Consider the following 12,261-nt stretch of genomic DNA (forward strand, 5'->3'; position numbering starts at 1 on the left):
GGGTCCATGACCACATCCTTGAGCAAGACGTCGGCGCCGCTCACACTTTCCACGGTTCGGCAATTGGCAGACGAGCACTACGTCCCCGTGGAGGACGCCCTGCTCATCGCGATCAACCTGTTCGGGATCGCTTCCGCGCACGGCAGGCACAGGGCACGCGTGTCCATACGCCTCGCCTCCCGTCCGCACGTTCCATGGATGGTGATCGTTCCGCTGAACGCGCAGACATCCCCCTTTTCGTTACGGGGCGACGAGCTGTCTCTGGCCGGCATCCCGATCGGCACCGTCGAGCGAGTGGCCGCCGACGAGGCGGTCGGCGGGTACTTCCGGGACGACGGGCGTGCGGCGACCCTCAATCCCAACGCCCGCAGCCGCTGTGTCGGTTGCGCGTTCTGCCCCAACACGCTGGAGGCCGCGGCTGATCCCCGACTGGCGGAGGAGCGCCAGCTCAGCGAGCTGCTGGCCGCGATGACCGAACAGCACCCTCGTCGCAACCTGCGCGAGCTCGTCGAGGTCACCGTATCGACCGGTTGCTTCGAGCGGGAGCGTGCAGCTGTCGACCACCTGCTCGGCCTCCGCGAGGTGCTCGATGTGCACGGAGTGGGTGCCCGGATCGGGTTCCTCACCTCGGTGATCAGCAGCAGGCAGGCGTTCGAGGAGTTGGCCGAGCACGTGGCGCCGTTCGTGCTGCGGCTCACAGCGGAGTGCTTCAGCCGACGGGATCTGCTGCTGAAGGCCAGCAAAGCGATCCTGACCGCCGACGAAATGCCGCGCGTTCTCCAGCGGGCAATGCAGGCGGGCCACGGGACCTCGTTCACCTACGTCGTCGGTCTCGACACTCTGGAAGAGCTGCGTAGGGGCGTCAGTGAACTGATGCCCTTCACCACGGAGTTCCCGAACTTCCAGGTGTACCAGGCCCACAACGCGATCATGGCCGGGCTCCGGGCGGACGGTTCGGACACCCTGGACTACTACCTGCGAGCCAGGCAGGAGATCGAGCAGATCGCCGGGCCCACCGGCCTGCGTCCGAAGGCGTGGGAGTGCTACCGGCCTCTCTGGTACTTCACCTTCGGCGACGAGAGCCTGGTGGCCCCGTGACGAGTCAGGCCAACGCGCTGTGGCGGGCCGCCACCTACGTCTCGGTGGTGCTTCTCCACCTGAACGACAACGTCCTGCTGGCCGAGCCGCTTGAGGCCGGGCACGTCAAGTCGCGGCCGTCGGGCCATTGGGGCACCGTTCCCGGCACCACGTGGGCCCTCGCGCACACCGTGCTTGCGGCAGGGGAAGCACCGCCCGGTCGCGCGGTCGTACCTGTATTGGGCGCGGGCCACGCGGGCGTCGTCCAGCTGGCGTTTGCGTGGCTGACCGGCGAGCTTGCCATGCTTCGTACCCAGTACTCCCGTGACGCTCAGGGGCTTGCTCGGCTCGCGCGAGACTTCCCCGAGACCGACGGACTCGGCTCCGAGGTCCATCCGCTCCTGGCGGCGGGCGCTGCTCCGGGCGGTTGTCTCGGCGGCGTAATGGCGTTCAGCCACGGCTTGGCCGCCGACGTTCCGGGCCGGGTCGTGGTTCCCGTCATCGGCGACGGCGAATGCGAGACCCCTACGACTGCTGCTTCCTGGCTCGCGGCCCGCGCGCTGCGGAACAGCGCTGTGGTGCCCATCGTGCACGTCAACGGCTTCAGGATGGGTGACCGATCGCTGCTCGGCGCTATGGACGACGCGCAGCTCCGCGCGTACGCGGCTGGGCTGGGCTGGCGTGGCCGCGTGGTCGATGTCGGGGCAGCTTCGGACGACGAACACCGCGCCTTCCGTACGGCGCTTGCGGAGGCGCTAGAGGAGTCCGCTGGCGGCGACCGGGCAGCAGTGTTCCTCCGATGCGTGAAGGGGTGGAGCGGTCCGGAGATCGTGGGGGGCCAACGTGTGCTGGGCACAGCGCACGCCCACAAGACACCGTTGAGCGGCGCCCGGTACGACGAATTCCAGCGGAAGCAGCTGGAGGAGTGGCTGGCCGCCTACCGGCCTGCCGAGCTGTTCGACGGCAGCGGGCAACCCGTAGGCGACGTCGCCGATGCGCTGGGCGCGGCCAGATGGCACTTGGCTGCTCGGCCTGCAAAGACGCCCTGGCCCAGTCCGTTCCACACAAGGAATCCCGACAGCGACCGGTTCGGGCACGCCATCGCCAAGGTTCTGCGTGGCCACGCCGCAGTCGGAGACCTCCGGGTCTTCAGCCCCGACGAACTCGCCTCGAACCATCTTGCGGAGCTGCAGGACGAACCCTGGGTGTCCGAAGTGCTGGCCGAAGAAGTTCTCCTGGGCTGGCTGTCCGGATGGACGGCCAGCGGCCGGCGAGGCGTTCTGATCTCGTACGAGGCGTTCTCGCCCCTCCTCGCCGCAGGCATCGTCGGGCATCTCAAGCACCGGCGCCTCGCCGTGGGCAAGCCGTCCCCCAGCCTCAACCTGCTGCTCACCTCGTACGGCTGGCACAACGTGTACACCCACGGCGATCCCTCCCTGGCCACGATGCTCCTCGCCACTGGCGACCCAGCGGTGCGCATACTGACGCCGGCGGATCCGCGACGGGCAGCCGTCGCGTCGGACGAATCGCTGGGTTCCGTCGGACGCGTCAACGTCCTGATCGCCGGGAAGCACGCCACCGTGAACCACCCCACCGCCACGATCAGCGAGGAGCAGAGGCGCGGCCTGGCCATCTGGCCGCACCTCAGCGACGGTGGAGAGCCCGGCCTGACGGTCGTGGTCGCCGGGGATCTCCCCGCCGAGGTCGCCACCGCTTCGGTGCCCGTCATCCGGGAGAAGCTCGGGTGCCGGGTCCGCGTCGTGAGCGTCCTCGATCTCACGGTCCTCGGTGATCCGGCCGTCTGGCCGCGTGGGCTGGCCGAGTCCGAACTCGACCGCTACCTCGGCCGGCACGCACCCGTGCTCGTGGTCACCCTCGGCCACCCGGCCGCGGTGTGGGGGCTGCTGGGCGGAAGGCTCGGGCGTCCCATCGAGGTCGTCGGCTGGCGTGAGCCACCCCAGCCAGCGCCGCAAGCGGCGCTGGCCCATGCGCTCGGTCTCGACCCGGCTGGCCTGATGTGCGCGGCCCGCCGGTTGGTGGACCGGAAGCGGGAGGTGGCGTGATGACGGAGCCCGCCCTGGTCAAGATCGAGGTTGTCCAGACGGCAGAAGCAACCTGCCCTGGTGACGACACCGTCTTCGTGGCAGCGCGGGGCGGCGGCGACGTCGGCTGGTACGGCCCTGTCAGCACGGAGGTGGGTCGGACCGTCGAGGCCATCGCCGCAGCCGTGGCCGGTACCCCCGTCACCGATCACCGGGGCCTTGTACGGCGGCTGTGCAGGGCGGTCGGCGGTGACCGTCGCGGGTGGCCCGAACAATGGGCCGTAGGCGCCGTGGACTGCGCGTTTTGGGATCTGCACGGACGCCTGCTGGGTAAACCGGTGGCTGAACTGCTGGCACAGCCGCGCGCTCGCACCCAGGTCCCGGCCTACGCTTCATGGCTCCGGGCGGACCTCACCAGTTCGGAAACGCCTGATGCGCTCGTGCAAGTGGCTGAGGAAGGCTGGGCGTTCACCAAGTGGGGCCTGCGCCGGCGGCCGGGACCGACCATCGCCTCTGAAGCCCGTGACCTCGTGGGCGCCGTACAGCGGGCCGCCCAGCATCTCGGCACTGGCTTCGCCGTCGACGCGGTCGGCACATGGAACCCCGAACTGAGCACCGCGTTCGCTGCCCAGGTGGACGCCTCAGCGCTCTTCTGGCTGGAGGACCCGTTGCCTGAGCACGATCTGCCGGTCTACAGACGTCTCGCCGCCACCGGCCTTCCCCTGGCGGTCGGGGAGAGGCTCATGCCCGAGGAGGACCTGCCGCGTCTCCTCGGCGAGATCCGGCCTGCTGCCCTCACGATCGACGTCGTGGGCTGCGGCGGGCTTACCCGTGCTGTCGAAATCGTTTCTGCGGCGCGGGAGGCAAGCATTTCCCTCTACCCACACGGCCGTTCCCTGGTACCCGGCATTCACCTCGCGGCGGCGTTCCCGGACGTAGTCCCGGCGGTTGAGTACCGGCGCCAGTGGGAGCCACGCCGCCAGCAGCTCTACAAGGAGCCCTGGACGCCCGCACACGGCGCTTTCCCCTCACCCGCATCCGCCGGCCTAGGCACCGAGCCCCGGAGACCGCAGTGACTTCCACCAACGAAACGCTCCCCGTCACCGGAACAACCCGCCAGGACGAGCATGGCCTGCTGCTCGTCCTGGAACAGCACGTCGAAGGACACGACACCTTCCTCACCGGCCGACTCGAACTCGGCTCCAAGTCCGTCCCCGTGCGGATCATCAGCTTGGACGACGTCACCGTCCTGCGCCCCACGGAAGCGGTCTCCGCCTTGGCCTCGCGTTGGACCGGTGTCCTGCACCTGCCGCACGGGGCACGCCAACGCAGAATTCCCGTCGACCTCACCGACGCGGCCCAAGAACGCGCACGCGACGTGGCGGCGCTCGACCCGGCCGAACTGCGCTATGCGCTGACGTTCCTCGGTGAAGCCACAACCGACGCCATCCGGGCAGCGCGCATCGAGGCCATCGTCTCCGCCCTGCCGTCTTACCACCCCGAGGCGGCGTGATGACAAGGGCGCAAGCGTTGATCAGCCTGGACATCGGGGGCACGCTCGGAAGCGCGCAAGGACCCGGGCTCGCGGCCCGGCTGGCGGCTGCCTCGCCCCTCGGTCCCAAGGAAGCCCGCAGGGTCATGCGCGACGTCCTCCACACCGTGCCCGAGATCACCGAGGCCGTGGTCGACAGGGTCTGCCTGGCGCTCCGCATCGAGCCGTCCGACTTCCCCCGCGACCTGCCTGTTGCCCCTCTGGTGCTGTTCCCCGGGACGGTCGAGGCCCTGCAGGCGCTGAGCGACATGGCGTCCGTCGTGACACTGTCGAACGTGACGTGCACCGAAGCCGATCCGGAGCGCCTCCTCGATCTGCTCTCGCCGTGGGTGGGCGCGCACTTCCCCTCCTGCCGTACCGGCTACGCCAAGCCCGACGACCGTGCGTTCCAGACGGTCGCCGAGGAGTGCGGGGTGGAGTTGTCGCGCATCGTCCACGTCGGAGACGACTGGGAATGCGACATCCAGGGAGCCACAACCGCAGGGGCGAGGGCGGTCTGGATCTCCCACGGCCGGACCATTCCCGACCCGCGCCTCCTCGTTGAACAGCGCGTACGGGTCGCCCACGATCTTGTTGACGCCGTTACCCACGTCCGGCACCACCTCACACGGAGCGATTCATGACCTTGTTCACCGGCACCGTCGGCTTCTACCGCCAGTACCGCCCGGGTATCCCCGAGGAGGTCGCAGTCGTCCTCGACCAGGCTGCCCCGCAGGCCCGTCCGCGCCGGCTGCTCGATGTCGGCACCGGTACGGGGCTTGTTGCCGAGTCCCTGCTCGGCCGGTTCGACGACATCATCGCCATCGACAACGACGCGGAGATGCTCGCCGCGGCAGAGTCCGCGCTCCGCCCCGCCCTGCCGTCCGGAAGCGAGCTCACGCTGATCGAGACGACAGCCGAGGACTTCGTTCCCCCAGCGGGATGGCGGGCCGACCTCGTCACGATCTGCCGGGCCTTCCATTGGCTCGACCAGGCCGCCGTCCTCCGACTCCTCGACCAACAGGTCACCCCGCACGGAGCCGTGGCCATCTTCGGAGACAACAGCTTCTGGGCCGCGGACAGCTCCTGGAAGCGGGATGTACGTGCCGTAGTCCAGGAGTTTTTGGGCGAGGAGCGCAGGGCGGGCGCCGGTACCTTCAATCACCACGACCGCCCGTACAGCGAGATCATGGCCGAGTCGCCGTTCTGCGAGGTCGAGGAGATCCGGGTACCGGTCCACCGCACCTGGACCGCCGACAGCGTGCTCGGCTACCTGTACTCCACGACGTTCGCGGCACCGCACCTCTTCGGCGACCGCCTCGGGGAGTTCGAGACCTCGGTGAAGGCGGCCCTTGCCGAGCACAGCGGCGACGACACCTTCCCCGAGGACAATGAGTTCCTCATCCGCATCGGCCGGAGGCCCCAGGAGTGACCGCCATCCCCACTGCCGCCAGCCGTCGGCGCTACGGTCGGCTGGCAGCTCCGGATGTCACCAGCGCGCTCACGAAGACGTCGGTGCTGTGCCTGCCGATCGGCTCGTGCGAACAGCACGGACCGCATCTGCCGCTCAACACGGACACGGTGATAGCCGAGGCGTTCACCGAGCTCCTCGTCGAGCGCTACGGCGAACGCCACGACCTCTGGGCTCTGCCCGTCATGCCGTACGGGCTCTCACCGGAGCACGCCTGGGCGCCCGGCACGATGACGCTCCGGGCGGCGACGTTCCTGTACCTGCTGGACGAGGTGGTCCGCGAGTACACGCGGGCCACCGCCGCGGGGCATCTCGTGATCGTCAACGGCCACGGTGGCAACCGCGGAATTCTGGAGGCCGCAGTGCACGAGCTGCGCCTCGCGTACGGGGTGGAGGTGTGCGTGATCCACCCGAGCGCTCTGTCGCCCGTCCGCACGGAAGGGCGGGTCCCGGAAGTTCACGCGGGGGTGCGCGAGACCTCGCTGATGCTGGCTCTGGCACCGGAGGACGTCCACCTCGACCGCCTACCGACTGACGGTTCCCTCGGCTCCCAAGGCCCGGAAACAACCCGGCGGATCGTGTTCGATCGCGGGTTGACCTGGCCGTGGTCCTCGGGCGACGCCACTGTCGCCGCCCACGGTGTGATCGGCGGCGACCCGCGTTCTGCCTCCGCCCACCACGGCCGGTCCGTTCTGGCCGGAGCCCTTGATGCCGCAGCTGATGTGCTCGAACAGCTCACCACCTACCGCCCGTAGAGGGCCGAGCCTTTTAGGAGTTTGCCCATGGCCCTCACCGTCGACGACAAACACGACTTCCTGCGCGACGGCCTGATCATCAAGCGCGACGCCGTGGACCCCGCACTCGTCACCCGCGCCCGAGCGCTCATCGATGAATGGTGTCGGGAGGCGATGGACGAGGCCCTCATCGACCAGTACACCCAGCGCACCTTCGCTCCCGAGCTGGGCAGCCATCCCGACCTGCTCGCCCTCTTCACCGGCTCAGGAGCGGCGCAGATCGCCGCTGGACTCTGCGGAGACATCCAGCCGGTCACCACGGTCCAGGTCCAGATCCGCCTTCCGGAGCAGCTTCTCCCGGCGGCCCAACCGGTCAAACCGATGCACGTCGACGGCGTCGCCTGCCCCCACCTGGATCCGGAGGAACTCCGGACGTTCTCCCTGCTCGTGGGCGTGGTGCTGTCTGACGTCGCGGACCCCCGAGGCGGTGCGCTGCACGTCCAGCCCGGCGCTCACCTGGAGATGTCGCGGTGGTTCCGCGACGAGTGGACCTCCGGCATCACGGACCAGGTTCCGCCGGTGATCGACGCCCAGGGCGGAACCCCGTTGCTGGGCCACCCCGGGGACCTGCTGCTGATGCACCACCTCGTGCCGCACGCCGTGGGCCGCAACACCGGGACCGAGCCCCGCGTCATGGCCTACTTCCGCGTCTCGCACATCCACCACGCCGAGCGCAGGATCCAAGCCCTGCAGAACCCGTGGCTCGACTACCCGCCCCTGTCGGCACTGCTGTAGCAGCGGACGGCATAGCCGCATCACCCGCCCGCCGACCGTCGTCGGCGATGGCTCCTGCCTCGGCACGGGAGCCATGCCCCGGAAGGGCCAGACAGGTCCGGGCCGACCTCACACTCCGACGTCAGAAACGGAAGTCCCGTGCGATCGATCTCCTTAGACCAACTCAACGAAGCCGCCCGCGCCGTCGAAGAGGGTGGGCTGGTCATCGTGCCCACCCGACGCTGGTACATGATCTGCGCGGACGCCACCAACGAAGCGGCCTGCCGCAGTATCTTCGACGCGAAACAGCGTCCTCTCACGAAGTCCCTGGTCCTCGTGTCCCCCTCCGCAGAACACTGCGAGCGGCACTTCGTCGTCCACCACGAAGCCCGAAAGCTCATGGAGGCATTCTGGCCCGGCGACCTCGCACTCCTCCTGCCGTGGCGTGACGAGCAGACCAGCGCTCGGTACACGGCGGTCGGCGCCCCGGCCCTCGTCACCCGGTCTTCCGACGCCCTGGGAAGGCTCGCAGCCGCCGCCGCCGTCCCCGTCGCCGCGACCACGGTCAACGTCTCCGGAGACGCACACGTGGACGCGCCGGGACCGTCGATCACCATCGACGAGGTCCAGGACTTCCTCAAGCTCACCGACGTCCCGGTGTCCGTCGTCCTGGACGGCGGCGTCTGCCCGGTTGCCAACCACCTCGCCATCGTCGACTGCGTGACGCCGGAGGCTCGTCTGGTGCGCGTCGGCCTGGTCCACCAACGCGCCCTCTCGGCCGCCTTGGGCCGGGAACTCGTCGGTTGACTCAATGGCAACGTCCAAACTGTCGGCGCCCTTTTTCGTCCACCCGGCAAGAAGGCGGTAATGAAGCACGAGTACGAGGCGAAGTTCCTGTCCGTCGACGTGATCGGACTCCAGACCAAGCTTGCGGACCTGGGCGCCATCCAGGTGCTCCCGCCGACGTTGCTCACATGGAAGATCTTCGAGAGCGACGTTCTCGACGACACGCAGTGGGTGCGGCTGCGCGATGAAGGAACGCGCACCACGCTCACCCTCAAGCAGGTCACCGACGCCACGTCCATCCATGGCACGATCGAGATCGAGACCGAGGTCGGCGACCTCCAGGCGATGGCAGAGATCCTTAGCAGCCTCGGCCTGCGCGAGGTCCGCTACCAGGAGAACTTCCGCGAGGAATGGCAACTTGGCGGCATCGCCTTCGACTTCGACACCTGGGCCGGCCTGCCCACCATCCTGGAGATCGAGGGCCCCGACGAGCAGCCCGTCCGGGAGGCCGCCGGCTTTCTGGGCCTCGACTACAGCGAAGCCCGGTTCGGCAGCGTCGACGGGATCTACAAGAGCAAGGCAGGACGGGACATCCTCGCCGAGCCCACCCTTCTCTTCGCCGACGGCAACGATGGAGCGGTGCTCGCTGCGGATACGTCAGGACAGTGAAGTTGGAGGTGAGGAATCGGTGACGGACGTCCCGCTGCCTCATGTCGCGATACCCGGGATAGCGGCGTTCGCGCGAGGCGGGCCGCCAGAACCGGCGACCACCGACGACGGCAACCAGTGGACCGACGGTTGTTGCTGGCTGTTCTGCGGCCAGCAGCGGACCCGAGTGCTGTGGATAGGCCCTGCCATGGTGGCAGGAGCGCAAGCTCCGATGTACGCGTGCGGACCTTGCATCCGGGAACTGCAGGAGCGGGTATGGCAAGCGATTCTTGCCGCCGATGATCCGGATGGACGAGCGCCGGTCACGAGCCCTCCGGGGAAGCGCCACGGTGCCAGACACCGTCGCACTCGGGGTGGCTGATCGGGCTGCTGAGGGCGAGGCTGTGAGGGTGTTTGGTCATCCTTTGGATGCCGACGTGGCGTTAGCTGATCCGCAGTCGGCCTCCGGCCTGCTTCATGGTGTGCACCCGCCGCTTCACTGGCCAGCCTTGCTTGTAAACGCTCGCCCAGTAGGTCGCCAGAGTGTGGTGCAGGAGGACCACGACATCCAGGCCAGAGGTTGTCGCGTGGCGATCCGTGATGACGCCTCCGTCGAGGAAGGTGGCTCCTGCGTCAGGATGCGAAGACGAGCGGACTCGCGGAACGACTGCGTGCCGCGCAGGACGCTCTCCGGGACAGTGTGGGCTGACGACGGGAGAACAACGCCATGGAGGTTACGGATGCCGCGGTGGACATCGACAGCGCGGCCCTGATCGTTGTCGACGTGCAGAACGGCTTCACCAACCACAACAGCCGACACGTCGTTCCTGTGATCTCCAGCCTCGTTTCACGATGGTCCACCGCCAGCCGTCCCGTCGTCTTCACCCGCTATCGAAACTATCCCGAGAGCTCCTTCGAGCGGTTCTTCGGCTGGAGCCGGTTGCAGAGCCCACCGGAGACGGACATCGTTCCGGAGCTGGCGGACCAGGCTGCGTCCGCTTGTGCCGTGCTCGACAAGGTCGGCTACACCCTGTTCACCGACGAGGCGGTCGCCCTGCTTGGCGACGCGGGCTGGACCGATCTCGTCTTCTGCGGCATCGCGACCGAGAGCTGCGTTCTGAAGTCCGCGGTAGATGCCTTCGAGCGGGGCTACACGCCTTGGGTCCTCACCGACGCCTCCGCCAGCGACGCGGGGCCCACTGTCCACGATGCCGGCCTCACGGTCGCCCGCCGCCTCATCGGACCACGCCAACTGATCACCACCGAGGACCTGTTGGCTCAACTCGCCCCGAGGCTCGAAGTCCCGGTGCTGGAATAGCCCCATGACAGCGATCACGGACCTGGTCATCGTCGGAGGAGGCCCGGCCGGCTGCGCTGCGGCGGTGATGGCCGCCAGCGTCGGCGTGCGGTCGGTCCTGATCGAGCCGGACGCCCTGTGCGCCAAGCTCCAGCACATCGCCGCCATCAACAACGTCGTGGGCGGCCGTGCCAGCGGGCCGGAACTCGCCGCTGCCATTGCGGAGGACGTCGCTCGCGCCGAGTTGTGCGAGGTCGACCTCGGTGCGCGGGTGACCGAGGTCCGTGCCTACGACGACCACGTGACGGTCACGATGGACACCGGCCGCACCATAAGCGGCTCTTACGCGGTCGTCGCGACCGGGGTCGGCCCGGTTCCAGTCTCGGTCGCCCCGTGGCTCACGGTGGCAGCGGGCACGGACCCGCCGACCCTCTGGGGCGCCAAGGTCCCGGGAGAGGTGGTCGGTTCCCTCCTCGTGGTCGGCGCCGACCGCCCCCTCGGCACGTTCCTCCGCGCCCACCCGGCACTCGGCGCCACTGTCCTGGTTGCCTATCCGCCGGAGGACGACTACAAGGTCGACGAAGTGCGCGGTGATGCCCGGGTCACGCTGCTGCCGGTCGCCCGCCTATCGGTGAGTGAGGACGGCGGTTCGGCGTTAACAGTGGAGTGGGTCGACCGAGAAGACCAGCCCGGTTCCTGGACGGTCGACACTGTGTACATGAACCTGGGCAGCGCCCCGGTGCCACCGCCTGGCGCCCTCATCCGCGACACGTCCGGCTACTGCCCGCCGGATCGCCAACACCCGCGCGTCATCACCGCCGGAGATCTGCGCTCCGCCCGCTTCCAGCGCATCATGGCCGCGACCGGCTCCGGCAGCCAGGCCGCGCTGCGGGCCTACTACGGTCTGCGGGGCGTGCAGTCGGCGAAACACGGCGGCTCTCCGTACTGAAAATCGGTTCGCAGAGACGTTGGTGGTGGCTCGGCCGGGAGCCGACGTATATCGGGGAGGCGGTCCTGGGAGCGCAGGTGTGAGCGGGCGCTTCGCCGTTTACGGGGTACCGCTGCGTCGGTAGCCCACCCACAATCGGCCTCCCGCTTGGTCCAGCACCTCGTCCACTGCAGCAACCAGCGGCGACGCTCGGCCCGCGAGGGCCTGCCGGACGCCGTTGTGCAGACGCGCGCTCATGCCGGGGGCTGCGGCGTCGAGACAGCGGGCCAGCCACTTGCCGCCGCCGTTCCAGGCGGAGTTGAGAGCCAGGGAGAGTTCGGCCGTACGGCGGGCGAGTTCGATGCAGATGAAGAGGCGTTCGCCCTGGTCAGTACAGCCTGCGAGATCGTCGAGGAGATCGGTGAGGGCGTAACGGCCGTCGTCGATCTCCTTGACGGACACCGGGGCCGGCCCGGCTGCGGCCAGCGACTTCGCCTGGGCGCTGATGCGCGCGCCCACTCCGTCCCGGTCGAAGAGCAGGACGCCGTTCGCGCACATCCTCATGAGAGGGGACCTACGGTTGCGTACCTCGCGTTCGACGAAGGTGTGCCAGGACTCCTCGGTGTGCACCAGCAGTTCCACCGGCCAGTCGTCTTCGTGGAGGCTCAGCCGGTAGGGCGCCGGAGCGCCGTGCAGCAGGACCACGATGTCCAGGTCGGAGGTCGCCGTACGGCGGTCCGTGATGACGCTGCCGCCGAGGAAGGCGGCTCGTGCGTCGGGGTGGTGTTCTTCGACAACGGAGTGCGCGGCGTCGATCGGGTCCATGAGGGGATTGTCGGCGGCTTGTGGGCTGAGCGCACTGTGGTTTGTACCGGGAGGCCAGAGGCACAGGCCATCGATGCCGGGCATGACCAGGGCCTTCAGCTCGGTGGGCCCACGTACCGGCAGCTCCGCACTCCACGGCCGTCTGGTC

At 68.8% G+C, this 12,261-nt stretch carries 13 protein-coding genes; 12 read left to right on the top strand and 1 reads right to left on the bottom strand.

Features of this window, described 5'->3' with window-relative positions:
• Positions 1-18 precede the first annotated feature (18 nt).
• From GT042_RS07355 to GT042_RS07415, 12 genes are all read left to right on the top strand, one after another.
• Entirely contained in the window at positions 19-1,098 is a 1,080-nt protein-coding gene (locus GT042_RS07355; RefSeq protein WP_237530548.1) for a hypothetical protein, read from the top strand.
• Positions 1,095-3,140 (top strand): hypothetical protein, encoded by a 2,046-nt coding sequence (locus tag GT042_RS07360; RefSeq protein WP_161307898.1) that lies wholly within the window; start codon positions 1,095-1,097, stop codon positions 3,138-3,140. The genes GT042_RS07355 and GT042_RS07360 overlap by 4 nt, the downstream gene beginning before the upstream one ends.
• Complete coding sequence (locus GT042_RS07365) at positions 3,140-4,195, top strand: enolase C-terminal domain-like protein (RefSeq protein ID WP_161307899.1); 1,056 nt, start codon at positions 3,140-3,142, stop codon at positions 4,193-4,195. Before GT042_RS07360 ends, GT042_RS07365 begins: the two co-directional genes overlap by 1 nt.
• Positions 4,192-4,632 carry a hypothetical protein gene (locus GT042_RS07370; RefSeq protein WP_161307900.1) on the top strand — a complete coding sequence of 147 codons (441 nt, stop codon included), beginning with the start codon at positions 4,192-4,194 and terminating at the stop codon, positions 4,630-4,632. The genes GT042_RS07365 and GT042_RS07370 overlap by 4 nt, the downstream gene beginning before the upstream one ends.
• Positions 4,632-5,294, top strand: a complete 663-nt coding sequence (locus GT042_RS07375) for an HAD family hydrolase (protein ID WP_161307901.1) — start codon at positions 4,632-4,634, stop codon at positions 5,292-5,294. Before GT042_RS07370 ends, GT042_RS07375 begins: the two co-directional genes overlap by 1 nt.
• On the top strand, positions 5,291-6,082 hold the full coding sequence (locus tag GT042_RS07380) for a class I SAM-dependent methyltransferase (protein WP_161307902.1): 792 nt from the start codon (positions 5,291-5,293) through the stop codon (positions 6,080-6,082). Before GT042_RS07375 ends, GT042_RS07380 begins: the two co-directional genes overlap by 4 nt.
• On the top strand, positions 6,079-6,876 hold the full coding sequence (locus GT042_RS07385) for a creatininase family protein (RefSeq protein ID WP_161307903.1): 798 nt from the start codon (positions 6,079-6,081) through the stop codon (positions 6,874-6,876). The genes GT042_RS07380 and GT042_RS07385 overlap by 4 nt, the downstream gene beginning before the upstream one ends.
• A 27-nt stretch (positions 6,877-6,903) precedes the next feature.
• Positions 6,904-7,650: a phytanoyl-CoA dioxygenase family protein gene (locus GT042_RS07390; protein ID WP_202532469.1), complete on the top strand. Its 747-nt coding sequence runs from the start codon at positions 6,904-6,906 to the stop codon at positions 7,648-7,650.
• 138 nt (positions 7,651-7,788) lie between these two features.
• Entirely contained in the window at positions 7,789-8,436 is a 648-nt protein-coding gene (locus GT042_RS07395) for a Sua5/YciO/YrdC/YwlC family protein (protein WP_161307905.1), read from the top strand.
• A gap of 60 nt (positions 8,437-8,496) precedes the next feature.
• On the top strand, positions 8,497-9,084 hold the full coding sequence (locus tag GT042_RS07400) for a CYTH domain-containing protein (protein ID WP_161307906.1): 588 nt from the start codon (positions 8,497-8,499) through the stop codon (positions 9,082-9,084).
• A gap of 727 nt (positions 9,085-9,811) precedes the next feature.
• A complete protein-coding gene (locus GT042_RS07410; RefSeq protein ID WP_161307908.1) occupies positions 9,812-10,381 on the top strand; it encodes a cysteine hydrolase in 570 nt (189 codons plus the stop codon).
• A 4-nt stretch (positions 10,382-10,385) separates the two neighbouring features.
• Positions 10,386-11,309 carry an FAD-dependent oxidoreductase gene (locus GT042_RS07415; RefSeq protein WP_161307909.1) on the top strand — a complete coding sequence of 308 codons (924 nt, stop codon included), beginning with the start codon at positions 10,386-10,388 and terminating at the stop codon, positions 11,307-11,309.
• A 99-nt stretch (positions 11,310-11,408) separates the two neighbouring features.
• On the opposite strand, the gene GT042_RS07420 is transcribed toward GT042_RS07415, so the two are convergent.
• Positions 11,409-12,113, bottom strand: a complete 705-nt coding sequence (locus tag GT042_RS07420; protein ID WP_161307910.1) for a nucleotidyltransferase domain-containing protein — start codon at positions 12,111-12,113, stop codon at positions 11,409-11,411.
• Between the last annotated feature and the right edge of the window lie 148 nt (positions 12,114-12,261).

It is taken from the genome of Streptomyces sp. SID3212 (assembly GCF_009865405.1).
Classification (GTDB): domain Bacteria; phylum Actinomycetota; class Actinomycetes; order Streptomycetales; family Streptomycetaceae; genus Streptomyces.